The organism is Streptomyces yaizuensis (assembly GCF_034961445.1).
GTDB classification, from domain to species: domain Bacteria; phylum Actinomycetota; class Actinomycetes; order Streptomycetales; family Streptomycetaceae; genus Streptomyces; species Streptomyces yaizuensis.
This window is the reverse complement of the sequence record NZ_BSBI01000003.1, coordinates 256,265-280,050: the sequence shown is the minus strand read 5'-3', so window position 1 is coordinate 280,050 and position 23,786 is coordinate 256,265. Positions and strand designations below refer to the sequence as shown.

The window sequence follows — 23,786 nt, the reverse complement described above, 5'->3', positions numbered from 1 at the left end:
GCGGGCGGGAGTGCGTTCCCGCCCGCGGCCGCGGGTTCGTGGGCGACGGTGCTCACTTGACGGCGACCTGCGAGATGTCGAGGACGCCGGTCCAGTCGCTGATCACGATGTTCTTGACGTCCTTGCCGTACAGCCGCTTGTAGACGGGGTGGAAGAGCGGCACGTCCAGGGCGAGCTTTCCGATCCGGCGGTCCAGGGCGCCCCAGCGCTGGGCGGCGGCGTCGAGGTCGGTGAGCTTGTTGATGGCGTCGATCTCGCGGTTGACCGCCGGGTCGTCGTACTGGGCGTGGTTGTAGTTGGAGCCGTCCTCGACGATCTGCCGGCCGTCGAAGATCGGCGCGAGGAAGGGGGCTCCGGAGGGCCAGTCGGCTCCCCAGCGGGAGAGGAAGAAGCCGGGGGTCTTCTTCGCGTCCCAGCGGGCCTCGTTGAAGGCGTTGCTCTCCAGGCCCTGGAGTTCGACGGTGATGCCGGCCTTCTTCAGTGCCTCCTGGACGGCGGTGGCGACCTCGGGGCTGGTCTGCCGGTTCTGCTCGGTGGAGTGCGTGAGCGTGATCCTCAGATTCTCGTGGCCGGCCTCCTTCAGCAGCTCGCGGGCCTTGTCGGGGTTCCCGGACGGGCCCGCCGGGAAGTGGTCGTAGGGGGTGTGGCCGAACGCCTTCTTCTCCGGGAGGAAGGTGGTCGCGGGCTCCGCGAGGGCCGATCCGCCGGCCGCGTTGATGACGCTGGTGCGGTTGACGGCGTACGAGATGGCCTGCCGCACCTTGATGTCGTCGAACGGCTTCACCTTCGGGTTGAAGGCGAGGTAGTTGACGAAGCCGAAGCGGCCGGTGCCGACGCGGCCGGCGAGTTCCTTGTCGGCGCCGACGCGGGCCAGTTCGGCGGGGCCGAGGTTGGTGTCGGTGGTGACGGCGGCGGCGTCGGCACCGGAGCCGGTGGACAGCCGCTGGTTGATGACGGCGGAGTCGAGCCCGGAGCGGACGTCGATGGTGTCGGGGTACGCCTTGCGCTCCTGGTCGGTCTTCTGGGACCAGTGGGGGTTGCGCTCCAGGAGCAGCCGCTCGCCGTCGTTCTCGTTCCGCACCACCTTGTACGGGCCGGAGGAGAGCGGGCGCTCCTCGTACCGGGTGCCGGTGTCCTTGTTCCGGGGCACCGGGGCGAACTGGGTCTGGGTGGCGAGATAGGGGAACTCGCCCTCCGGCTTGCGCAGCTTGAAGACGATCGTCCGGTCGTCGGGGGTGACGATCGAGGCGAGCCCCTTCCGGTCCTTGAAGGGGCCCTGGTAGGTGCTGCCGCCGATGAGCCAGTCACGGAGGTAGGGGGCGCCGCCGGAGAGTTCGGCGGCGAAGGAGCGCTCGACGCCGTGCTTGATGTCGGCCGAGGTGATGGCGGTGCCGTCCTCGTACTTGAGTCCCTCCTTGAGGGTGTACGTCCACTCCGTCGCGTCCGCGTTGGGGCGGCCGAGGTCGGTGGCGAGGTCGGGGACGACCTCGGTGCCGGCGGCGCCGTCCTCGCGGTTGCGGGTGGTGAGGGTGCGGAAGACGAGGGAGGGAACGTTTCCGCCGCCGGAGGTGTAGAGGCGGGCGGGGTCGAAGTCGGTCTGCGGCTCGGCGTTGAGGACGGTGAGCGTGCCGCCCTTGCGGGGCTTGCCGTCGCCGCCGGTGCCGCCGCCCTGGGCGTCACCGTCCTGGGGCCCGGCGCACGCGGCGGCCGTGACCAGGGCGAGACCGGCGGCGGCGGCCGCGGTGGCGCGGCGGGATATGACGGACCGTTGACGCATGGAAGGAAGACCTCTCCGAATACCGGGGAACACGGGGGACACGGGTGGAGCCACGGGACCCGCCGGCCGGCAGAACCAGGAGGAACGGCGGGGCCGGCGGGCACACGGCGGGACGCTGGACGCGGGGGTGTCCGTACAGAGCGCGGCGGGTTTCGGACGAGGCCGGAAGGCATCGGCAGCACCGGGAAATGCGACCGGGGCGTCAACGAGAAAAACCGCGTCTGCGGACGTGGGAACGCCGGACGCGGTCAGCGAAGAAGGAAAGGGACCCGCACGGGCGGGATTTCCTGGAATTCAGCCCCGGGACAAGGAAACCGGAGGATTCCCGAAGGACTCCCAGGGGCGGACGACACGCGCTCGGGCGGACGTCAGCGACAGTGGATGTCGGCCACACTGTGCCCGGCCACGCCGATGAGCGCCAGCTCAATGGCGGCGCGATCGAAGGCGTACGGGCGGTGTGACATGCCGAGAAATATGGACGACCCATCCGCCGATGTCAAAGCCCTCGGACCGGATGATGAGACGGCCGTCCCGGGAAATGATCACAGGCCGGGGCGGGCCGTCCGCGCCGGCCGAGGGCCTTCGGGGATCAACTCCCGGGGAAGGGCCAGGGGTTGGGGCGGCACTGGATACCGCCGATCTTCAGCGATTTCGTCTGCTGCTGCATCACCGGGGCCAGGGCGCCCTCGGTGCCACAGTTCACATGCCCGAAACCGAGCCGGTGGCCGACCTCGTGGTTGATGAGCATCTGGCGGTACGCGTGCATCGCCCGGGGGCCGTAGGTCTCGGAGCCGCGGGCCCAGCGGAAGGCATTGATCATCACCCGCTCGGTGGCGGCCGAATCACAGCTGACCTTGTCGATCGACGTGTCCAGATTGGATTTCGCACACCAGACATCGGTGGTCCCCGGGCTGGCGAGGGTAATGACGAAATCCGACTGCCCCGAGGAGATCCGCTCGAAGGTCAGCGTGCCCTTGCGGGTCCAGCTGCGGTCGTCGTTGAGGGTGCGCTGAATGGCCCGGGCGAAAAGGGCACCGTCGAGTCCGAGACCGTTCTCCACATCGACGCGATAACGGATCTTGCGACCGGCGCCCGGGGCCCGGTCCAGGCCGGGAACCGCCGCGAAGGAACCGTCGGCGGTGAATTCCCGGTCCATGGGGTACTGCCGGGACATCAACTGCTCGTAGGTGGGGGGCTCGGCCGACTCCCCGGCGGGCGAGGGCGCGCGCTTGCTCCGCGCGGGCGCGTCGCCCGCCCTGGCCTGTTCGTCCTGCCCGGCGGTCCCCGCGCCCCCGCCCTGGGGGCTGCGCTCGTCGTCCGTGACGGCGGTGTCGCCACGCCGCTCCCGGTCCTCGGCCACCTGGCCGGACACGACGACGGCGAGCACGGTCGTCACGGCGGCGGCCGCGAGGCCGGTGAGGGTACGACCCAGAGAGCCCCGGGAGCCCTGGGAACCCCGGGAACCCCGGCCGTCCCGGGAACGCTGCCCGGGAACGCCGCTGCCGCCGCTGTCCGCCGGTGCACCGGCGACAGGATCGACGCCGGTGTCGATGCCTGTGCCTGTGCCTGTGCCTGTGCCTGTGCCGGTGTCGGCGGGCGGCCGGGCGACCGCGTCGAACGCTTCGACGAACTCCTGGCGCGGACCGGGTATCCGGGCACCCCGCCGCGACTCCACCCGGGACCGGGGCACCGCGGCACCGGGTGCGGCACCCGGGGGCACTCCCCAGGCACCCCCGGGCTCGTGCTGCTCCGGATGACCGCTGCGCACCGACGGCCCGCCGCGCCCGTCCGGGGCGGCACCCGCATGACCGTCGCCGGTGGGCGCGTACGTCCCCGGAGCGGCGGTGTGCCGGTCCGGCGCGGAGGAGTCCTGGGCGTACGGGTCGGAGGCGTACGCGTCAGGGGCGTACGGATCGGGGCTGTACGGCTCAGGGGCGTACGGCTCAGGGGCACCGGCGTGCGCGTCCCGCCCCGGGGGCCCGGGCGCCGGAGCGGCCTCGCCGGGCGGCGGCGCGGCGGGGCCGGAGCCCGTCCGCCCGCCCTGGGGCGCGGGGCCCTTGCGGCTGTGTCGTCCCACGGGCTCCGATCAGCTCCTACCGGTGTCGTCGAGCAGGTCCCGGACGGCCCGCGCGACCGCCTCCGGGTACTCCATCATCGCCACGTGCCCGGCGTCCGGGAGGGTCACCAGACGGGAGCCGCGGAAGGCCACCGCGGCCCGGTGGGCCATGCGGTACGAGACCAGCCGGTCACGCCCCCCGTACACCAGCAGCGTCGGCGCGAGCACCCGCTCGGCCTGGCGCCAGAGGTTGTGCTGTCCGCCCAGCGTGTACGCGTCGACGATACCCCGGGCCGAACGGCCCATCGCCTCCCAGAAATGGGGCAGTTGGCTGCGCCGCTCCATCTCCTCGACGGCGTGCCGCAGCGCCTCGCCGGAGACCCGGGAGGGGTCCCCGTAGACGAGGGAGACGACCCCCCGCGTCCGCCGCTCCGGGGACCAGCCCCGGGTCATCCGGGCGAAGAGGCGGGTGGCGCCGGGCATCCCGAGCAGACCGGTGGACACGGCGGTGCGCTGCACCCGCAGCTCGGGCAGGGCGGGCGAGACCAGGGTGAGCGTGCGCACCAGGTCGGGACGGACGGCCGCGACCCGGGTGGCGACGGCGCCGCCCAGCGAGTTCCCCAGCAGGTGCACGGGGCCGCGGCCCGATGCGTCGAGCAGCCGGATCACCGCGCGGGCGTGTCCGGTGACCGAGTAGTCGCCGTCCTGCGGCGGCGGCGAGGCGCCGAAGCCCGGCAGGTCGACCGCCTCGGCGTCGACGTCGTCGGCGAGCAGCTTCATCAGCGCCGACCAGTTCAGCGAGGAGCCGCCGAGCCCGTGGATACAGAGCGCCGGCGGCAGCCCGGTGCGCGCGGGCGGCCGTGACCGTACGTGGAGCGTGACCGCGGGGAGCGTGACGGTGCGCAGCTCCTCCCCCTCGGCGACCCGTACGGCGGCCGGGACGGCGGCCGTTTCGGCGGGCGACGGGGCGACGACGGCGGGCACGCCTGGCAGCTCGGTCGACGACATAGCAAGCAATGTTACGAGACGATCACACCGCGAATGGTGTGTTCGGCGTCACACATCGCATAGCGCAGCGCTTCATCAGCTTCTACGCTCGAAGAAAGGCCGCATTCACGGGCCGCTGACAGGATTCACCGGCCGGTGACGGGCCACCGCAAGGGATGAGAACCCAGGCTTCAGGGAAAGCGGTGCCGTATGGCTGTCGATCCCACCGAACCGGAACCTTTCGACGAGCACGACGAGCACGACGAGCAGCACACGCGGCGCGATCGGTCCGAGCCGGCCGAGAAGTCCGAACGGTCCGAGCGATCCCGGCGGTCCGGCGAATCCGAGCGGTCCGGGGACGGCGGACCGGCGGCGAAGGACGCGGACGGGACGCTGGACACCGAGGTCCCCGAGGCCGATGCCGCCGAGCAGCGGGCGGAGGTGACACCGCAGGAGGACGACTCCCCGGTGGATATCGATGCGGACACCGCGAACGAGGCGGACGCCGTGGAACAGGCACGCGTCGTCGGCCTGGATGAGGACGACTATCGGTGACCTGACCCCCTTTGCCCCCGAATCGGGAGTTATCACGGGTGTCCGATCCGTGAAATTCTGCGTTCGCGACGCGCACGCCGGGGTTACCCAAAAGTACGATGGCGGGCGCGGCGCACAGCGCACACGGAACGAAATTTGGGAGGCGGCGTGACAGCCATCGAGCAGACAGAGGCGACTCGCCCGCGGGGCACGCGTCTGCCACGCCGAGCCCGCAGGAACCAGCTCCTGGGCGCGGCCCAGGAGGTCTTCGTCGCCCAGGGTTACCACGCGGCCGCCATGGACGACATCGCCGAGCGCGCGGGCGTCAGCAAGCCGGTGCTCTACCAGCACTTCCCCGGGAAGCTGGAGCTGTATCTCGCCCTGCTCGACCAGCACTGCGAGGCCCTGCTCCTGGGGGTCCGCACCGCGCTGGCGTCGACCAGTGACAACAAGCAGCGGGTCGCCGCCACCATGGACGCCTATTTCGCGTACGTGGAGGACGAGGGCGGGGCCTTCCGGCTGGTCTTCGAGTCGGATCTGACCAACGAGCCCGCCGTGCGCGAGCGGGTGGACCGGGTCTCGCTCCAGTGCGCCGAGGCGATCTCCGAGGTGATCGCCGAGGACACGGGGCTGTCCCGGGACGAGTCGATGCTGCTCGCCGTCGGGCTGGGCGGGGTCTCGCAGGTCGTGGCCCGGTACTGGCTCTCCAGCGGCTCCGCCATCCCGCGGAACACGGCGGTGCAGCTGCTGACGTCGCTGGCCTGGCGGGGCATCGCCGGCTTCCCGCTGCACGCCTCCGACGCCCACGGGGACGCGCTGGCGCTCCCGCTCGCCGAGCAGGCCTGACGGCCGCCGGACACCGCCCCGGGCCGCCGCCGCACCCGCGCCGACGGCCCGGGACCTGCCGCGATCAGGCGCGTCGGAGGAGGTCTCCGGCGGGTCTGTTCGCTCCTGGCGTTCCCCGGGGCGGCTTTCCGCCGCCCCGGCCCGACTAGTGTGTGCGGGGTACGGCGCGGCTGACCGCGCGAGGGCTGACCGTTCGGAGGGACATAGCCGTGGAGGTCAAGATCGGCGTGCAGCACGCACCCCGGGAGATCGTTCTGGAGAGCGGGCAGTCCGCCGAGGAGGTCGAGCGGACCGTCGCCGACGCGCTGTCCGGCAAGACGCCGCTGCTCAGCCTGGCGGACGACAAGGGCCGCACGATCCTGGTTCCGTCGGACCGGATCGCCTACATCGAGATCGGCGAGCCCGCCACCCGCCGCGTGGGCTTCGGCGCGGTGTAACAGCGGTGCGGTAGCGGGACGACACCGGTAGCGGAACGCCACCGGGACGACCGCCTCTCGTGCCTGCCCGTCCCCGACGGGCGCACGCGGCGCGGACCGAAGACGGCCGGGGGCCGGACGGATCACTTCCGTCCGGCCCCCGGCCGTCTTCCGCCGTTCCGGGGCCGTCCCGGGTCGTTCCGGGGTCGTTCCGGAGCCGCGCCCGGTGCGGTGCCCGGTGCAGTGCCCTTGCGCGGGCCGCGCGCGTACGCCCGTGCGCCCGTGCGCCGACCTGGTGTGCGCCGTACATTCGCCTGGCGTTCACCACCGCGGGAGGGTTGCTTTCCGTAGCCACCGGGTAGTACGGGCTGTAACGACCTGGCCCCTACCCGTGTCCGCGAGGTGATCAGCAGTGCTGTTCGCAGTGTTCGGTTCGGTCCTGCTCGGCCTCGCGCTCGCGTGGGCCGCCGACCGCCTGCTGGGATCCCGTCTCCCGGACCGCCGCGCGGTCTATGTCACCGGCCCGCTGGGCGCGCTCTTCGGCGCCTGGGTGGCCGGTGCCTCGCTGGGCCCCGGCCATGTGCCGGGGATGCTCGTGGGGGCGACGCTCTTCGCCGGTGTCCTGCTCTCGCTGCTGCTGCGGCCGCCGGCCCGCCGGCTGCGCAGGGCGCTGCCCTTCTGAGGCGACCGGCCGCTCTCCCGCCGTGCCGCCCCCGACACCGTCCCCACGGCCCCTGCCCGGCGAGTCCGGCCGCGCCGGGCCGGGGCTGCCCGCGCGGCCCCGGCGGTGCTCAGGCGGCGAGACCGAGGGCCGCCATCCGGCGGGTGTGGGCCTTGGTGATCCGGGTGAACATCTCGCCCACCGCCGCCAGGTCGAAGCCGTCGGCCAGCCCGCCCACCAGCATGGTGGAGAGGGCGTCCCGCTCCGCGACGACACGCTGGGCCTGGGAGAGGGCCTCCCCCATCAGCCGGCGCGCCCACAGCGCGAGGCGCCCGCCGAGCCGGGGGTCCGCCTCGATGGCGGCGCGCACCTTCTCGACGGCGAAGTTGCCGTGCCCGGTGTCGTCGAGGACCGCCAGCACCAGGGCCCGGGTGTCGGAGTCGAGCCGCACCGCGACCTCACGGTAGAAGTCGCTGGCGATCGAGTCGCCGACATACGCCTTGACCAGGCCTTCCAGCCAGTCGGACGGGGCCGTCTGGCGGTGGAACTCGTCCAGCGCCCGGGCGAAGGGCTCCATCGCGGCGGTCGGCTCCGTGTCGATGGCGGCGAGCCGGTCCCGCAACCGCTCGAAGTGGTGGAACTCGGCCGCGGCCATTTTCGCCAGCTCCGCCTTGTCCCCCAGGGTCGGGGCGAGCTTGGCGTCCTCGGCGAGGCGTTCAAAGGCGGCCAGCTCGCCGTAGGCGAGCGCGCCGAGGAGATCCACGACGGCGGCGCGGTACTGCGGCTCGGCAGAGGCGGTGGCCCAGTCCTGGGCGGCGATTCCGGTGGGCGCGGCGGGTTCGGTGGGGCCGGTGGGACCGGCGGCGTTGTCAGGCGTCTCCATGAAGCGCACAATAGCCCGCCCGCACGGGGCCGTAAGGCCCTGGTCAACCCTGCCCGGGGGTCTCCCGGGGCGGTCATCCGTCCCGCTTCCCGGGAAATCGCCCAACACACATGCGCGAATCCGGGGTACAGTGGTAATGCGCCCGCTGAGCGTTTTTTGATTCTCGGTGGGCGATCGCAGTGTTTGACCGAGGGATTTTCTCCTCGGCCCCTTGAGGATGCCCGGTCGGTGACACGATCGGCTCCGAACCGACCGCCCTCCGCGCGGACCGTACGCCCTCTCGCGTACGACCGTCGATGAGGGACCCCCTCAGCGGTACGACGCTTGAGCGACGGCAGAGGTCCCGCGCCATCCGGCCACCCACGGCCGGCCCGTTACCAGGGCGCGCCAGGACCCCCCAGTCGTTCGCCTCGCGCCGCGTCTCACAGAAGAGGCAACACCCTGACTACGCAGCAAACGACTTTCCGGGATCTCGGGATCCTGCCCGAGACCGCCGAAGCTCTCGAAGCCGTCGGTATTCTCGCCCCGTTCCCCATTCAGGAGATGACGCTCCCCGTAGCGCTCTCCGGCACCGATGTGATCGGCCAGGCCAAGACCGGCACCGGCAAGACGCTCGGTTTCGGCCTGCCGCTCCTGGAGCGCGTCACCGTCCCCGCGGACGTCGAGGCGGGCCGGGCCACGCCCGACATGCTCTCCGACGCCCCCCAGGCGCTCGTGGTCGTGCCCACCCGCGAGCTGTGCACCCAGGTGACCAACGACCTGCTGACCGCCGGCAAGGTCCGCAATGTGCGGGTGCTGGCGATCTACGGCGGCCGGGCGTACGAGCCGCAGGTGGAGGCCCTGAGGAAGGGCGTCGACGTGATCGTCGGCACCCCGGGCCGGCTGCTCGACCTCGCGGGCCAGAAGAAGCTGGACCTGTCCCACGTCCGCGCGCTCGTCCTCGACGAGGCCGACGAGATGCTGGACCTGGGCTTCCTCCCCGATGTCGAGAAGATCATCCAGCAGCTGCCGCCCAAGCGGCAGACCATGCTCTTCTCGGCCACGATGCCGGGCGCCGTGATCGGCCTCGCCCGCCGTTACATGTCGCAGCCCACGCACATCCGCGCCACCGCGCCGGACGACGAGGGCGCGACCGTCGCCAACATCACCCAGCGGGTCTACCGCGCCCACTCCATGGACAAGCCGGAGATGGTCTCCCGGATCCTCCAGGCCGACGGCCGGGGACTGGCGATGATCTTCTGCCGGACCAAGCGCACGGCGGCGGACATCGCCGACCAGCTCGCCCGGCGCGGCTTCGCCTCGGGCGCGGTCCACGGCGACCTCGGGCAGGGCGCGCGCGAGCAGGCGCTGCGGGCGTTCCGCAACGGCAAGGTGGACGTGCTGGTCTGCACGGACGTCGCCGCGCGCGGTATCGATGTCGAGGGTGTGACCCACGTCATCAACTACCAGTCGCCCGAGGACGAGAAGACCTACCTCCACCGCATCGGCCGCACCGGCCGCGCGGGGGCGTCCGGCACCGCGGTCACGCTGGTCGACTGGGACGACATCCCGCGCTGGCAGCTGATCAACAAGGCGCTGGACCTGAAGTTCCCCGACCCGGTCGAGACGTACTCCACGTCGCCGCACCTGTTCGAGGAGTTGAGCATCCCGGCGGGCACCAAGGGTGTGCTGCCCCGGGCCGAGCGCACCCGCGCCGGTCTGGCGGCGGAGGAGCTGGAGGACCTGGGCGAGACCGGGGGCCGTGGCCGCCGTCCCGCCACCCGCGATCACGGTCGCGACCGTGACCGCGACCGCGACCGTGATCGCGACCGCCAGCGTGAGGAGCAGCCGGCCCGTACGCGGACGCCGCGCCAGCGCCGCCGTACCCGTGGCGGCTCGTCGGTGGCCGCGGACGGCACGCCGCAGACGCAGCAGCCCACCGCGTCCACCGGGTCCGCCGGTCCCGCCGTGTCGCAGGAGGCCGCGGAGGGCACAGGCGCGCGGACGCCCCGGCGCCGTCGGCGTACGCGTACGGGCGCTCCGAACGCGGGCATTCCGGCGGCGGGCGCCACAGCGACCGTGCCGGAGCAGTCGGCCGGCCAGGTCGCCGAGGTGACGACGGCCGCCGAGGCCGTGGTCGAGACGGTCGCGCAGCCGCTGCCGCAGCAGGCCCCGGAGGTGGAGGCGGCGCCGCGGCGCCGTCGCACCCGCGCGGTGAAGGCCGTGGAGACGGCCGAGACCACGGAGGCGGCGGAGGTCGCCCCCGTCGTGCCCGCGCCGGCTCCCGCCGTCGACGATGCCCCGGAGGCCGAGGTCAAGCCGCGTCGTGCGCGCAAGACCGCTGCCACCAAGGCCGTGGAGACGGCCGAGGGCACGGAGGCTCCCGCCGAGGCCAAGCCGCGCCGCACGCGGAAGACCGCCGCCACCAAGGCCGTCGAAGCGGCTGAAGGCACGGAGGCTCCCGCCGAAGCGAAGCCGCGTCGTACGCGCAAGACGGCCGCAGCGAAGGCCGCCGAAGCCGTGGAGACGGCCGAGGGCGCCGAGGCTCCCGCCGAGGCCAAGCCCCGTCGTACGCGCAAGACCGCCGCCACCAAGGCCGTCGAGACGGCCGAGGGCACGGAGGCTCCCGCCGAGGCCAAGCCGCGCCGGACCCGCAAGACCGCCGCAGCGAAGGCCGCCGAAGCCGTGGAGACGGCCGAGGGCGCCGAGGCTCCCGCCGAGGCCAAGCCCCGTCGTACGCGCAAGACCGCCGCCACCAAGGCCGTCGAAGCGGCCGAGGGCACGGAGGCTCCCGCCGAGGCCAAGCCGCGCCGCACGCGCAAGACGGCCGCGGCCAAGGCCGCCGAGAGCGCGGACGGCGTCGAGGTCAAGCCTCGTCGTACCCGCAAGACGGCGGCGGCCAAGGCGGCCCCGGCTCCCGAGGCCGTCGAGGGCTGATCGACCGCATCGCGCCGAACCGACGGCCCGGTCCCCGTTCCCGGGGGCCGGGCCGTCGTCCGTCCGCCCGCTTCTCCCCCGCTCCCTCCCGCTCTGCCCCGTACCTGCGGGCCGGGTCCCGTCGGGAGGGGGCTTCCCGCGCATCCGCCGCGACTCGTCGGTAACCTCGGGGCATGAGCAGGCCCCCCACGTTCGTACCCCCCGCTTGTGCCCGGTCCCGTACGCTGCGCACCGCGCGCGGGGACTTCGCCGTCCTGGACGCCCGGCCCGGGTCGGGACCGATCCGGGGCACCGCGCTGCTGCTGCCCGGTTTCACCGGCAGCAAGGAGGACTTCATCGCGATGCTCGACCCCCTCGCGGCGGCCGGGTACCGGGTGGTGTCCGTGGACGGGCGGGGGCAGTACGAGACCGAGGGCCCCGCCGACGAGCAGGCGTACGCGCAGGGCGAGCTGGCCCGCGATGTGCTGGCCCAGGCGGAGGCGGTCGGTGACGGCGGACCGCTGCATCTGCTGGGGCACTCCCTCGGCGGCCAGATCGCGCGGGCCGCCGCCCTCCTGGACCGCTCCCCCTTCCGCACCTTCACCGCGATGTCCTCGGGCCCGGCCCGGATCTGCGCCGCGCAGCGGGAGAAGGTCCGGCTGCTGAGCGAGGCCCTGACGGTGCTGAGCATGGCCGACGTCTGGGAGGCGATGCAGGCCATGGACCCGCCGGAGGAGACCGCCACCGACGGGGAGGACCTGCGGCGGCGCTGGATGCTCACCCAGCCCCTGCAACTCGTCACGACGGGCCGTCAGCTCTCCGTCGAGCCCGACCGGGTCGACGCGCTGGCCGCGCTGGAGCCGCTGCCCAAGCATGTGATCAGCGGGGAACGGGACGACACCTGGCCCGTCGAGGAGATGGACGGCATGGCGGTACGGCTCGGGGCGCACCGGACGGTGATCGCCGGGGCCGGGCACTCCCCCAACACGGACCGGCCGGCGGAGACGTCCGCCGCCGTCGCCGCCTTCTGGGACGCGCATCCGGCGGTGTGAGCGACCGGGGCCGTGAGAGCCCCACGCCCAGGAGGAGGGAAGCTCACCGGGCCGGGGCAGGGAATGCGCAAACCGAATCGGTACCGGCCCCACGGGCCGGTCCTCTCACGGCTGGGGCGATGTGTGACCTACGACCTTGCGATGTATCAGCTCAGAACATTCCGGGAAGTGGCCCGGCTGGGCAGCTTCACCAAAGCCGCGAAAAGCCTTGGGTACGCCCAGTCGAGTATCAGCGCGCACATACAGGCGCTGGAATCCCACGTCGGGTTCAAGCTGTTGCAGCGCATGCCGCGCGGAGTACGGCTCACCACGGCGGGTGAGATCTTCCACGATCACACCCTGCGCATTTTCCATGTCATGGACGAAATGGCCACGGCGCTGAATCCCGCCGGTGAGCCGGCGGGGCAGGCGGCTGTGGGTGCCTCCGCGCTGCTCCTGGAGTCCCGTGTCGGTTCCCTGATGCGCGAGTGCCGTTAGCGCTGTCCGCGGGTACGGGTGTCGCCCCGACCGCTCCGGGGGCCGGTCGGGGGCGGTCGCCCACCGCGTCGAGGACGCGGAGCCATGACCGGGCACCCGTCCCCCTCACTCCCGGGGGGACGGGCAGGCCCTGGGTCAGTACTGCGCCTGGAGGTGCTGCCAGAAGCCGTCCCGCAGCGCCCTGCGCAGGACCGCGTGCCCCCGCAGGGACCGCTGGAGCACCCGTTCCGCCTCGATCAGCAGATCCTGGTCCACCGGCCCGGGCAGATACGGATGGCCGGGCAGCAGCTCGGCCATCGTCTCCCGCCCCCGCTCCGCCAGCCAGGTGGCCGCGATCCGGGCGCCGACGAACCGGACCTCGTCCCGGGACGGCGGCGGCGCGCCCTCGTTCTCGTACGTCGTCACCGCCCTGCGGGTGATGTAGGGGCGGCAGAAGTCCAGGTCGAAGGTGCGCTGGCTGTCGACCTCCCAGAGCAGGGGGTCGGCCTGGTTGGGGCCGTCCGCCGCCTCGATGCCCCACAGATGCACCCGGGCCCCGTACCCCTGGGCCGCCTCGACGGCCGAGACCAGGTCCTCGTCGCCGCCGATGAGGGCGGCGTCGCTGATGGCGCGGTGCCGGGCCAGGGACTCCAGATCGCCGCGGATCAGGGAGTCGACGCCCTTCTGCTGGTTGTTGGCGTTGAGGTTGCCGAGGCGGACCTTCACATCGGGCAGCTCGGCGATGGCCTGCTGCTCGGGGGTGTGGATCCGGCGGCGGGCGCCGTCGTACCAGTACACCCGGAGCAGCCGGCTGTCGGCGAAGATCGTGCGCGCCTTGTCGATGAACGCCTCGATCAGCCCTTCGGCGTCCAGGTCGAAGGAGCGCCGGTCCTCCGTCCCCGTGACCAGCAGTCCGGCGGCGGCGTAGACGTATCCGGCGTCGACGAAGATCGCGTGGGTGGACGGGGTCTTGGCGACCTCGGCGAGCATGCGCCGCAGCAGGTCGTTGGTGCGTTCCACCCGGGTGCCCAGCTCACCGAGGGCGGCGACCATCTCTGAGTCCTTCATACCGGGCCCATTGTCCGGCTGTATCCGGATACCCGCCAGTATTTAGACAACGAAAGATTTTCCTTAGTGTAGGGAATGTTTTCCGTGGACAGTCTGTTGCAAGGAAAGGACACACCAGTACTCCGGTGGGCACTTCCCGCCGGAGGATCAGACGAAGGGAGAAGCGCATGCGCTTCGAGATCATGCGCCTGGACGACGTCGACGGCACGCCCGTGGACAGCACCGTCGTGGACGCCGCCTCCGTCAACCGGATCGTGCAGCAGGCAGCGGCCATCGGCCAGCGCCTCTGGATCCGCCCGGCCGAACCCACGGCCCTGTAACGCGGCCCGCGGCCCCGGTGGCTCCACCGCCGGGCCGCCGCAGGACGACAACGCCCCCGCACGGACGGTTCCGTACGGGGGCGCTGTCGTGGTCACGTCCATCCCATCCGCCTCAGGAGCCCTGGACGACCTGGGTCACACCGTTGATGATCTGCTGCACCGCGATGGCCGAGAGCATCATTCCGGCCAGCCGGGTCACCAGCACCACACCACCGTCCTTGATCACACGGATGATGACCAGCGAGTAGCGCATGGTCAGCCAGATCACCACATGGATGGCGGCGATGGCGGCCCAGACCGCGATCTGCGCGGACGCGCCGTCGGCGTTCTGCACGGCGAGGATCACCGAGACGATCGCACCGGGGCCGGCCAGCAGCGGCATGCCCAGCGGCACCAGCGCCACATTGACGTCCTTGGTCTGCTTGGGCTCGTCGGTCTTGCCGGTCAGCAGATCGAGCGCGACCAACAGCAGCAGCAGTCCGCCCGCGATCATCAGCGCGGGGACGGAGACATGCAGATAGTTCAGGATCTGCTGGCCGACCAGCCCGAAGACGGTGATCACGCCGAACGCGACGGCGACGGCCTGCCAGGCCATCCGCCGCTGGGTCTTGACGGGGCGCCCGGAGGTCAGGGCGAGGAAGATCGGAGTGACCCCGGGGGGATCCATGATCACAAAGAGGGTCAGGAAGAGGGAGCCGAAAACGGCGGCGTCGAACACGTGATGGCCTTGCGGAAGAAGTGGTACGGGAAGGGGCGGCGTTACGTGTGGCTTCCGCCCGCGCCGGGGACCGGGAACGCCCCGGTGGCCCGTCGCGTGATCTCGCCGTAGATCTCCGGGTCGGTGGTGTACGCGCCGAGGGCGATGTCCTTGCGGCCGCCGTGGTAGTCGCTGGACCCGCAGGTCAGCAGCCCGAGACCGGAGGCGAGGGAGCGCAGCCGGTCCCGGGTGGCGGCGTCGTGGTCCATGTGGTCGGTCTCGATCCCGTCGAGCCCGGCGTCCGCGAGGGCGGCGATGGTCGCGTCCGGGACGCTCCGGCCGCGCTTGGCGGCGCCGGGGTGGGCGAGGACGGCGACCCCGCCGGCGGCCTTGACCAGGCGGACGGCGGTGAAGGGGTCGAGTTCGTGCTTGGTGACGTGGGCGCGGCCGCCGTCGGCGATCCACTCCGGGGTGAAGGCGTCCGAGACGGTGGGGACGACGCCCAGCTCCACCAGTGCGGTGGCGATGTGCGGGCGACCCACGGAACCGTCCCCGGCGATCTCGGCGACCCGTCGCCATTCGACGGGGACACCCAGCTCACGGAGTTTGGCGACCATGGCGCGGGCGCGCGGCACACGGTCGTCCCGGACGAGTTCGCGCTCGCGCAGCAGCTCGGGCTCGTCGGGGTCGAAGAGGTAGGCGAGCAGATGCATGCTCGCGCCGTCGAGGGCGCAGGAGATCTCGGCGCCGGTGACCAGGGTCAGCCCGGCGGGGAGGGCCGCGAGGGCCTCGGCGTGGCCGCGCGTGGTGTCGTGGTCGGTGAGGGCGACGACGTCCAGTCCGGCGGCCGCGGCGTTCCGTACCAGCTCGGCGGGGGTGTCCGTACCGTCCGACGCCGTGGAGTGGGTGTGCAGGTCGATGCGCACGGCACAGGCTCCAGGGTCGGGGCGGACAGAGGTCGTTTCATAGTATCGGGCGGCGGGAGCCGACCCGACCCACCGGCGGTCCGGGCGGCACGTCGGGGCAGGTCGGGGCACGCGGGGCAGGTCGGGGCACGTCGGGGCAGGCCGGGGCAGGCCGGGGCAGGCCGGGGGCCGCCTACAGCACGCGCCGGGGGCCTACAGCAGCCGGGGCGAGAGCGCCCCGCACGGCACCAGCTCCACTTCCGTGCCCGCGTCCCGCAGGTCGGTGAGGACCAGCTCGTCGTACATCAGCAGCCCCGACTGCTCCGGCCAGACGATCGCCCACAGCCAGAGCCCCCGGGCCTCGCCCGCGAAGACGGCGCGGTCGTCGGGGACGGCCCTGACGTGCCAGAGCGGGGTGGGCCGCCCGGCGGCGAGCACCTTGGCCTGCGGCGGGTGGGAGACGTCGATGTGCGCCCCGGGGTCGGGGCCGTCGATCCCCGCGAACCGCGCGCCGAGACCAACCCCCAACTCCTCGGCCACGAGCAGCAGTTCACCGATCCCGCCGAGCGGCCCCGGGCCGGAGCAGGCGACGGCGGTGGCCCGGCCGCCGCTGCGGTCGTCACCCGCGTACGCGACGCCGGTGAAGAGCCAGCCCACCGGCAGCGGCCACGGCATCCACACCGGGACGCGGGCGCGGTGCACCACGACGTCGAGGGCCTCGACACTGGGCGGGATCACCGGCTGGAGCGGGTGCACCGTGCCGTGCACGGGACACTGCCAGGAGTCGGCAAAGAGACCGGGCGCCCTGACCCGGCCACCGCACTTCGGGCAACTGGGTTCGCCCCTCATAGCGCTCCACGGTCCTACCCCTCCGTCGCCGCGTCAAGGACGATCACCCTTCCGGCGTGTGCGCCCACACTCCGCGCCCGTCGGGTTCCGGCCAGTCGGCTCATTTCACCGGCCGAGACCGACAGGCGACGCCGACGGGCGATACCGGGCAGGCGGGGCCGTCAGCCGAGGTCGACGGAGCCCCGCAGCGGATCGCGCAGATCGGTGCCCTCCGTCAGCCAGCGCTCCTGGAGCCGCTGTGCGCCGTGCACCCGCTTCCACGCGGCCTCGTTGGGCGTCATCGGCAGCAGTGGCAGAAAACGCACCGGGTCCATGGGGGCGGCCAGCTCCAGATCGGGCACCAGGCCGCCCGGCTCCGCGACGAGCACCGAGGTGAAGGGCGCTCCGGGCCAGAGCGGACCGCCCACGTCCAGGGACGCCCCGGGAGCCACCACGACCCCTTCGACCTGCGGGGACGCGGCCAGTACGGCGAGGGCGCGAAGCACCTTGCCGGTGTCGGCGAGCCCGGCCCGTACCGACAGGACCAGCTCGGCCCGGGGCCCGTGGACCGGGTCGGCGACGACGGCCGTGGGGTCGGTCATGGGGTGGGCGGACATGCCGACGGTGGCGTACCGCACCAGCCCGGCGTCCGCGGCATCGGCATCGGCAAAGCCGCCCGGCGCACCGGCGGTGCGGAATCTGAGCACCTCGATCCGGTCGGTTCCCAGAAAGGTCACCGACGCCCGCGCGTCGGGCTCCCCGAACGTCTCCTGGAGCCGGGACGTGACCAGAGCAAGAACTTCTCCCATCCGGCGAGCATAAAGCGCTAAGAGAACGGGCAAACCCCGGGATTGGCCCTCGGTCGGCTGATACTGTTGGCCGCTGGCCGGGGTGGGCGTGCAGGAGCACGCGGGACGGTGTGCGCGAGCGCAGCCGCTCCTCACTCCCGGCGTCACGACTGTCCCTTACGGGGGACCGGCCGGAGGAGGTGGGGTCCACGGTGGATCGAAGTCGACCGTGCAGTACCAGCCGCTCTTCCGTACCGCGTCACATCCAGGCGTACTGAGCCTTCCCCCCTTCCCGGGGCCCGGCGTTCCCGCCGGCCGAATCCCGATCCCGTGGTGTTTCCCGCCACGACGGCCGGATGGCGCCGTACCACGCGACGGAATCACGCACGACGGAAGAGCACGTCCTCACCGCCTGCTTTCTGCCTGTCTGTAGCGAACGCCGTCACCGCTTCCCCGCGGTGCCGCCCGCTTTGCGGACGTAGTCCGTCACGTCCCCATTCCGGGCTGTGCCACGCCCCGCGCCGGCGGCCTCTTTCGTGAAGGAGCCAGCCATGTCGATGATCCGTGACCTGCGTGCCGCGGTCCGCCCCGCGCTGCGCAAGAACACCACCCCGTACCACTCGTACGACACCACCCGCGATCCCTCCGCCTCCAGCGCCGTCGTGGACTGCGCCGTCTACCGGGAGGGGCGGCGGCTGGAGAGCGAGCCCTGCCGGACCCCGCGCGAGGCGATGCAGCGGGTCCGCGAGGGCGGCGGCTTCGCCTGGATCGGGCTGCACGAGCCCACCGAGGAGGAGTTCGCCGGGATCGCGGCCGAGTTCGGGCTGCACCCCCTCGCCGTGGAGGACGCCGTCCATGCCCATCAGCGGCCCAAGCTGGAGCGGTACGACGACACCCTCTTCACCGTCTTCAAGACGATCCACTACGTCGACCACGACGAGCTGACGGCGACCAGCGACGTGGTGGAGACCGGCGAGGTGATGTGCTTCACCGGGCGGAACTTCGTCATCACCGTCCGGCACGGCGGCAAGGGATCCCTGCGCCAGCTCAGGCGCGGCCTCCAGGAGGACACGGAGCTGCTGGCGAAGGGCCCCTCGGCCGTGCTGCACGCGATCGCCGACCATGTGGTGGACGGCTACATCGCGGTCGCGTCCGCCGTGCAGGACGACATCGACGAGGTCGAGATCGATGTCTTCTCGCCGCCCGCGAAGGGGCGTACGCGCGGCAGCGACCCCGGGCGGATCTACCAGCTCAAGCGGGAGGTGCTGGAGTTCAAGCGGGCGGTCTCGCCGCTGCTGCGGCCGTTGCAGCTGCTGAGCGAGCGGCCGATGCGGCTGATCGACCCGGACATCCAGAAGTACTTCCGGGACGTCGCCGACCACCTCGCGCGGGTGCAGGAGGAGGTCATCGGCTTCGACGAGCTGCTGAACTCGATCCTCCAGGCCAATCTGGCGCAAGCGCAGGTCGCCCAGAACGAGGACATGCGCAAGATCACCTCCTGGGCAGCGATCATCGCCGTGCCCACGGCGGTCTGCGGGGTCTACGGCATGAACTTCGACCACATGCCGGAGCTGCGCTGGGAGTACGGCTATCCGATGGTGCTCGCCTCGATCGCCGTGATCTGCTTCACCATCCACCGCACCCTGAAGCGGAACGGCTGGCTGTAGGCCCCGCCCCCGGCTCTGGATAGGGTGCGGGCATGACAGCGAACCCCTCCGGCCCCACCGGGGAGCAGCCCGGCGAGGACGATCCCTTCCTCGGTCCGGCGCTCGTCGAGGAGGCGACCAAGAAGTCCGGTCTCGTCTGGGTCCGGGGGCAGGGCCCCGAGCGGGCGCTCTGGCACCTCTGGCACGACGGGGCGGCCTATGTGGTCGGGGACGGCGCGGGCGAGCAGCCGCTGCCGGGCCTCGCCGACGGCGGCACGGCGGAGATCACCGTACGCAGCAAGGACAAGGGCGGCCGGCTGGTCGGCTGGACGGCCTCGGTGCGCGAGGTGGCGGCCGGATCCGAGGAGTGGGAGGCGGTCGCCCCGGAGCTGAAGGGCAAGCGGCTGAACGCGGTGGACGCGGAAGGGGTGCTGGAGCGCTGGGCGCGCGAGTGCCGGGTGCTGCGGCTGGAGCCGCTCTCCTCCACCACCGAGCTGCCCGACGGGTCGCTGGCGGTGCCGCCCGTGGCGAGCGCGGCGACCACCCGGCAGCCGGCGCCGGCGGCGCTGCCCCGGCTGCTGTTCCCCCGCCTCCGGTCGGGCAGGGGCCGCCGCAGCGCGTGAACCGCCGGACCCGCACCGTCTGACGCCGACCGGCGTCAGACGGCGTCGGTCGGCGTCAGTCGGTGGATTTCGGGAGCTGGCCCCCGTAGTCCACCGTGGCCTCCTGCGGCGGCGCGGCCAGCGCGAAGTCCTTGTCCCACTCCGCCAGGGAGAGCACCCCCTTGCCGGCGGCGCGCGCGAACCGCACCGGGTAGGGCAGCCCGTCCAGCGCCACATCGAGGACGCCCCCGGCGCCCTCGGCGGCCTGGACCTTGATCGTCCGTACCCCGCCGACCCGGGTGCGCTCGCCCTTGCTCAGCTCGCCCTCCATCCCGAGCAGGCCGTCGAGCAGCACCGCCTTGTCGGTGAAGCCACGGAACTCCTTGTACGCGGGGTCCCCCTGAGGCACCTTCACGTACTTGCCGCCGAGCTTTCCGGCGGCCTGCCGGTCGGCGTCGCTCGGTCCCGCGGCGGCCTGTTCGCCCCCGCCTTCGTCCTGGTGGACCCAGAACGAGGCGTCCGCCTTCAGATAGAGGGCGTCGTCGATCCGCAGCAGCTCGAAGGTCTCCTGCTGGGAGGTGACGGAGCCGGTGCCGCCGCCGTCCTTCAGCCGCATGTCGAGCTTGAAGGTGCCGCCCTTGCTGACCAGCGTCCCGGAGACACGCACCGCCTTCGCCGCGCCCGCCGTGGTCCGTGCCTTCGTCTCGATCTCCGCCGCCGTCAGCTTGCCGACGCCGTTCGTCCCCTTGTCGGGGTCGGGCTTCTCCTCGGCGCACGCGGTGGCGGACAGGGCCAGCCCCGCGCACACCAGCGCGGCGAGCACGGCCTTTCGGGCCCGGGGGACCGAGGGGAGGAAAGTCACCGACGCACTGCCTCTCATCTGCTTGTCTTCTGCGGGGCGCGGAGGCGCAGTGCGCAGCGTACCGGTGCCCCGGCGCCGCCCCCGCAGCCCGTCGTCCGGACGCCGTACAGACCGGTGCGAAGACCACGCGGACGCCGCACGGCCACCCCGCCGGGGCCGTGCCACCACTGCCCGGAGGACGTCATTCCGACTCTGTCCAGCGCCACGGAACGGTACGAGCTAGCCTGAACCCCGTAAAACCCGTAAAACCTGTAAACCCCTTCAAGACCCTGGACCACCACGGGTCGGACAGGGGGACGGGAGAGCACAGCGGGACGGGAGCGGAGGTCTGCGCACATGGTCGCCAGTGCCGCCCGGATCTTTGTCTCGCATCTGGCCGGGGTGCCGGTCTTTGACCCCAACGGCGACCAGGTCGGCCGGGTCCGCGACCTGGTCGCGATGTTGCGCGTCGGGCGCCGCCCGCCCCGGCTGCTCGGCCTGGTGGTGGAGATGCTCAACCGCCGCCGGATCTTCCTCCCCATGACCCGGATCACCGGCATCGAGTCGGGCCAGGTCATCACGACCGGCGTACTGAACGTCCGCCGCTTCGAGCAGCGCCCCACCGAGCGGCTGGTCCTCGGCGAGCTGCTGGACCGGCGGGTGCGGCTGGTGGACAGCGGCGAGGAGGCCACCGTCCTCGATGTCTCGGTCCTGCGGCTGCCCGCCCGGCGCGACTGGGAGATCGACAAGGTCTTCGTCCGGCGGGGCCGGGGCGGGGCGCTGCGCCGCCGGGGCGAGACCCTGACCGTGGAGTGGTCGGCGGTCACCGGCTTCTCCCTGGACGAGGAGGACCAGGGCGCCGAGAGCCTGCTCGCCACCTTCGAACGGATGCGCCCCGCCGACCTGGCCAACGCCCTGCACCATCTGACGCCCAAGCGGCGGGCCGAGGTCGCCGTGGCCCTCGACGACGACCGGCTCGCCGACGTCCTGGAGGAGCTGCCCGAGGACGACCAGGTGGAGATCCTCGGCAAGCTGAAGGAGGAGCGCGCCGCCGACGTCCTGGAGGCGATGGACCCGGACGACGCCGCCGACCTCCTCTCCGAGCTGCCGGAGGACGACAAGGAACGGCTGCTGGCCCTGATGCGGCCGGACGACGCCGCCGATGTGCGGCGGCTGCTCGCGTACGAGGAACGGACCGCCGGCGGGCTGATGACCACCGAGCCGATCGTGCTGCGGCCGGACGCCACGGTGGCCGACGCCCTCGCCCGCGTGCGCAGCCAGGACCTGTCCCCGGCGCTCGCGGCGCAGGTGTACGTGTGCCGCCCGCCGGACGAGACCCCCACCGGCAAGTACCTGGGGACGGTGCACTTCCAGCGGCTGCTGCGGGATCCGCCGTTCACGCTGGTGGGGGCGGTGGTGGACAGCGATCTGCCGCCGCTGGCGCCGGGCACCCCGCTGCGGGCGGTGACCAGCTATCTGGCCGCGTACAACATGGTGGCGGCGCCGGTGGTGGACGAGAGCGGGTCGCTGCTGGGCGCGGTGACCGTGGACGACGTCCTGGACCATCTGCTGCCGGAGGACTGGCGGGAGACGGAGTTCGAGGCCGCCCACCCCCCGGAGCCGGCGCACACCGATGGCACAGGGGCAGCAGGGGCCGGCGGAGGGGAGGAGCGGCATGGCCGGCGGCGGTGAGCGCGGGCCCGGGCCGGGCCCCGGGGACCGGGAGGGCCCGTTCGGCGCGGGCCCCGCCGGAGCGAGCGCGGTGAACCGCCCGCGGACCCGGCTCGACATCCCCCGCGCGCCCCGGCGGGCCCTGCTGCCGGAGTACGACCCGGAGGCGTTCGGCCGGGTCTCCGAGCGGATCGCCCGGTTCCTGGGCACCTGGCGGTTCATCCTCTGGATGACGGTCATCATCATCGTCTGGGTGCTCTGGAACATCTTCGCCCCGGCGACGCTGCGGTTCGACGAGTACCCGTTCATCTTCCTGACCCTGATGCTCTCCCTCCAGGCGTCCTACGCGGCCCCGCTGATCCTGCTGGCCCAGAACCGCCAGGACGACCGGGACCGGGTCACCCGGGAGCAGGAGCGCAAGCAGAACGAGCGGTCGATCGCGGACACCGAGTACCTGACCCGGGAGATCGCCGGGCTGCGGATGGGCCTGGGCGAGGTCGCCACCAGGGACTGGATCCGTTCAGAACTCCAGGACCTGGTCAGAGAGATCGACGAGCGCCGGCCCGCCCGTCTGCCGGAGGACGGCCGAAGGAGTGACGAAGGCGACCGCTGACGGGCTTTCCGACGCCGGGAGCGGGCGCCGTACCATCGTCGTATGGCTACGGAAGACGCGGTGCTCGCAGCACTGGCGACGGTGAACGACCCCGAGATCAACCGACCGATCACCGACCTCGGCATGGTCAAATCGGTGGAGATCGGGGCGGACGGCGAAGTAGCCGTCACGGTCTATCTCACCGTCTCCGGCTGCCCGATGCGCGAGACGATCACCAAGAACGTCACGGACGCGGTCTCCCGGGTCGAGGGTGTCTCCCGCGTGGACGTCACACTCGACGTGATGAGCGACGAACAGCGCAAGGACCTGGCGGCGGCGCTGCGCGGCACCACCGCCGAGCGCGAGGTGCCGTTCGCCCAGCCCGGGTCGCTGACCAAGGTGTACGCGGTGGCATCCGGCAAGGGCGGGGTCGGCAAGTCGTCGGTCACGGTGAATCTTGCGGCGGCGATGGCGGCCGACGGGCTGAAGGTCGGCGTCGTGGACGCGGACATCTACGGCCACTCGGTGCCCCGGATGCTGGGCGCGGAGGGCCGCCCCACCCAGGTCGAGAACATGATCATGCCGCCGTCGGCGCACGGCGTGAAGGTCATCTCGATCGGCATGTTCACCCCGGGCAACGCGCCGGTGGTGTGGCGCGGCCCGATGCTCCACCGCGCGCTCCAGCAGTTCCTGGCGGACGTCTACTGGGGCGATCTGGACGTCCTGCTGCTCGACCTGCCGCCGGGCACCGGTGACATCGCCATCTCCGTGGCCCAGCTGGTGCCGAACGCGGAGATCCTGGTCGTCACCACCCCGCAGCAGGCGGCGGCGGAGGTCGCGGAGCGGGCCGGGTCGATCGCCGTGCAGACGCACCAGAAGATCGTGGGCGTCGTGGAGAACATGGCGGGCCTGCCCTGTCCGCACTGCGACGAGATGGTCGATGTCTTCGGCAGCGGCGGCGGCCAGCGGGTCGCCGAGGGGCTGACGCGGACGACCGGCGCGACGGTGCCGGTGCTCGGCTCCATCCCGATCGACGTCCGGCTGCGGGAGGGCGGCGACGACGGCAAGCCGGTGGTGCTCAGCGACCCGGACTCCCCGGCGGGCGCGGCCCTGCGGGCGATCGCGGGCAAGCTGGGCGGCCGGCAGCGCGGCCTGGCCGGGCTGAGCCTCGGCATCACCCCGAGGAACAAGTTCTAGGAATCGGACAACGCCGCGCCGGGCGGGCCGCGGAGGGCTCCGCACCGGCGCGGCGCCCGGTCCGGGCC

At 72.5% G+C, this 23,786-nt stretch carries 24 protein-coding genes; 13 read left to right on the top strand and 11 right to left on the bottom strand.

Annotated elements, in window-relative coordinates; all coding sequences use genetic code 11:
- Positions 1-52: 52 nt before the first annotated feature.
- The 4 genes from SYYSPA8_RS09545 to SYYSPA8_RS09530 all read right to left on the bottom strand — a co-directional run bounded on the left by SYYSPA8_RS09545 (position 53) and on the right by SYYSPA8_RS09530 (position 4,841).
- Positions 53-1,777 carry an ABC transporter substrate-binding protein gene (locus SYYSPA8_RS09545; RefSeq protein WP_323446593.1) on the bottom strand — a complete coding sequence of 575 codons (1,725 nt, stop codon included), beginning with the start codon at positions 1,775-1,777 and terminating at the stop codon, positions 53-55.
- Positions 1,778-2,145: 368 nt separating this feature from the next.
- Positions 2,146-2,241 carry an Ms4533A family Cys-rich leader peptide gene (locus SYYSPA8_RS09540; RefSeq protein ID WP_323446592.1) on the bottom strand — a complete coding sequence of 32 codons (96 nt, stop codon included), beginning with the start codon at positions 2,239-2,241 and terminating at the stop codon, positions 2,146-2,148.
- 125 nt (positions 2,242-2,366) lie between these two features.
- The gene (locus SYYSPA8_RS09535; protein WP_323446591.1) at positions 2,367-3,854 is read right to left on the bottom strand and encodes a DUF3152 domain-containing protein; all 1,488 of its coding nucleotides are present in this window, start codon (positions 3,852-3,854) and stop codon (positions 2,367-2,369) included.
- Between the two features lie 9 nt (positions 3,855-3,863).
- Entirely contained in the window at positions 3,864-4,841 is a 978-nt protein-coding gene (locus SYYSPA8_RS09530) for an alpha/beta fold hydrolase (RefSeq protein ID WP_323446590.1), read from the bottom strand.
- Positions 4,842-5,030: 189 nt separating this feature from the next.
- Between SYYSPA8_RS09530 and SYYSPA8_RS09525 the strand changes: the two genes are divergently transcribed.
- The 4 genes from SYYSPA8_RS09525 (at position 5,031) to SYYSPA8_RS09510 (ending at position 7,298) form a co-directional block, all read left to right on the top strand.
- Positions 5,031-5,375, top strand: coding sequence for a hypothetical protein (locus tag SYYSPA8_RS09525; protein ID WP_323446589.1), 345 nt, complete (start codon positions 5,031-5,033; stop codon positions 5,373-5,375).
- A 147-nt stretch (positions 5,376-5,522) separates the two neighbouring features.
- Positions 5,523-6,200, top strand: a complete 678-nt coding sequence (locus tag SYYSPA8_RS09520; protein WP_323446588.1) for a TetR/AcrR family transcriptional regulator — start codon at positions 5,523-5,525, stop codon at positions 6,198-6,200.
- A gap of 209 nt (positions 6,201-6,409) precedes the next feature.
- Entirely contained in the window at positions 6,410-6,637 is a 228-nt protein-coding gene (locus SYYSPA8_RS09515; RefSeq protein ID WP_323446587.1) for a DUF3107 domain-containing protein, read from the top strand.
- A gap of 391 nt (positions 6,638-7,028) precedes the next feature.
- Positions 7,029-7,298 carry a hypothetical protein gene (locus SYYSPA8_RS09510; RefSeq protein WP_323446586.1) on the top strand — a complete coding sequence of 90 codons (270 nt, stop codon included), beginning with the start codon at positions 7,029-7,031 and terminating at the stop codon, positions 7,296-7,298.
- Positions 7,299-7,407: 109 nt separating this feature from the next.
- Here SYYSPA8_RS09510 and SYYSPA8_RS09505 read toward each other — a convergent pair whose 3' ends face one another.
- Positions 7,408-8,160, bottom strand: a complete 753-nt coding sequence (locus tag SYYSPA8_RS09505; RefSeq protein WP_323446585.1) for a ferritin-like fold-containing protein — start codon at positions 8,158-8,160, stop codon at positions 7,408-7,410.
- Between the two features lie 543 nt (positions 8,161-8,703).
- Here SYYSPA8_RS09505 and SYYSPA8_RS09500 point away from each other — a divergent pair.
- From SYYSPA8_RS09500 to SYYSPA8_RS09490, 3 genes are all read left to right on the top strand, one after another.
- Positions 8,704-11,076: a DEAD/DEAH box helicase gene (locus SYYSPA8_RS09500; protein WP_323446584.1), complete on the top strand. Its 2,373-nt coding sequence runs from the start codon at positions 8,704-8,706 to the stop codon at positions 11,074-11,076.
- Positions 11,077-11,249: 173 nt separating this feature from the next.
- Positions 11,250-12,107 (top strand): alpha/beta fold hydrolase, encoded by an 858-nt coding sequence (locus tag SYYSPA8_RS09495; RefSeq protein ID WP_323446583.1) that lies wholly within the window; start codon positions 11,250-11,252, stop codon positions 12,105-12,107.
- 123 nt (positions 12,108-12,230) lie between these two features.
- Positions 12,231-12,584, top strand: a complete 354-nt coding sequence (locus SYYSPA8_RS09490; RefSeq protein ID WP_323446582.1) for a LysR family transcriptional regulator — start codon at positions 12,231-12,233, stop codon at positions 12,582-12,584.
- 135 nt (positions 12,585-12,719) lie between these two features.
- Here SYYSPA8_RS09490 and SYYSPA8_RS09485 read toward each other — a convergent pair whose 3' ends face one another.
- The gene (locus SYYSPA8_RS09485) at positions 12,720-13,631 is read right to left on the bottom strand and encodes an NYN domain-containing protein (RefSeq protein WP_323446581.1); all 912 of its coding nucleotides are present in this window, start codon (positions 13,629-13,631) and stop codon (positions 12,720-12,722) included.
- 167 nt (positions 13,632-13,798) lie between these two features.
- Here SYYSPA8_RS09485 and SYYSPA8_RS09480 point away from each other — a divergent pair, with 167 nt between their 5' ends.
- The gene (locus tag SYYSPA8_RS09480; protein ID WP_323446580.1) at positions 13,799-13,951 is read left to right on the top strand and encodes a hypothetical protein; all 153 of its coding nucleotides are present in this window, start codon (positions 13,799-13,801) and stop codon (positions 13,949-13,951) included.
- Between the two features lie 112 nt (positions 13,952-14,063).
- Here the strand turns inward: SYYSPA8_RS09480 and SYYSPA8_RS09475 are convergent, their stop codons facing one another.
- From SYYSPA8_RS09475 to SYYSPA8_RS09460, 4 genes are all read right to left on the bottom strand, one after another.
- Positions 14,064-14,669 carry a MarC family protein gene (locus SYYSPA8_RS09475; RefSeq protein ID WP_323446579.1) on the bottom strand — a complete coding sequence of 202 codons (606 nt, stop codon included), beginning with the start codon at positions 14,667-14,669 and terminating at the stop codon, positions 14,064-14,066.
- 41 nt (positions 14,670-14,710) lie between these two features.
- Positions 14,711-15,574: a PHP domain-containing protein gene (locus SYYSPA8_RS09470; RefSeq protein WP_323446578.1), complete on the bottom strand. Its 864-nt coding sequence runs from the start codon at positions 15,572-15,574 to the stop codon at positions 14,711-14,713.
- A 192-nt stretch (positions 15,575-15,766) separates the two neighbouring features.
- A complete protein-coding gene (locus SYYSPA8_RS09465; protein WP_323446577.1) occupies positions 15,767-16,402 on the bottom strand; it encodes a DUF6758 family protein in 636 nt (211 codons plus the stop codon).
- Positions 16,403-16,563: 161 nt separating this feature from the next.
- Positions 16,564-17,190 (bottom strand): suppressor of fused domain protein, encoded by a 627-nt coding sequence (locus tag SYYSPA8_RS09460; RefSeq protein WP_323446576.1) that lies wholly within the window; start codon positions 17,188-17,190, stop codon positions 16,564-16,566.
- Positions 17,191-17,720: 530 nt separating this feature from the next.
- Between SYYSPA8_RS09460 and SYYSPA8_RS09455 the strand changes: the two genes are divergently transcribed.
- On the top strand, positions 17,721-18,836 hold the full coding sequence (locus SYYSPA8_RS09455) for a magnesium and cobalt transport protein CorA (protein ID WP_323446575.1): 1,116 nt from the start codon (positions 17,721-17,723) through the stop codon (positions 18,834-18,836).
- 32 nt (positions 18,837-18,868) lie between these two features.
- Entirely contained in the window at positions 18,869-19,438 is a 570-nt protein-coding gene (locus SYYSPA8_RS09450) for a hypothetical protein (RefSeq protein WP_323446574.1), read from the top strand.
- Positions 19,439-19,493: 55 nt separating this feature from the next.
- On the opposite strand, the gene SYYSPA8_RS09445 is transcribed toward SYYSPA8_RS09450, so the two are convergent.
- A complete protein-coding gene (locus tag SYYSPA8_RS09445; RefSeq protein WP_323446573.1) occupies positions 19,494-20,297 on the bottom strand; it encodes a hypothetical protein in 804 nt (267 codons plus the stop codon).
- Between the two features lie 318 nt (positions 20,298-20,615).
- Between SYYSPA8_RS09445 and SYYSPA8_RS09440 the strand changes: the two genes are divergently transcribed.
- From SYYSPA8_RS09440 to SYYSPA8_RS09430, 3 genes are read left to right on the top strand one after another with little or no spacing between them, the layout of a single operon-like run.
- Positions 20,616-21,950, top strand: coding sequence for a magnesium transporter MgtE N-terminal domain-containing protein (locus SYYSPA8_RS09440; protein ID WP_323446572.1), 1,335 nt, complete (start codon positions 20,616-20,618; stop codon positions 21,948-21,950).
- Entirely contained in the window at positions 21,934-22,542 is a 609-nt protein-coding gene (locus tag SYYSPA8_RS09435; RefSeq protein ID WP_323446571.1) for a DUF1003 domain-containing protein, read from the top strand. Before SYYSPA8_RS09440 ends, SYYSPA8_RS09435 begins: the two co-directional genes overlap by 17 nt.
- 42 nt (positions 22,543-22,584) lie before the next feature.
- Positions 22,585-23,718: an Mrp/NBP35 family ATP-binding protein gene (locus SYYSPA8_RS09430; protein WP_323446570.1), complete on the top strand. Its 1,134-nt coding sequence runs from the start codon at positions 22,585-22,587 to the stop codon at positions 23,716-23,718.
- Positions 23,719-23,786 lie beyond the last annotated feature (68 nt).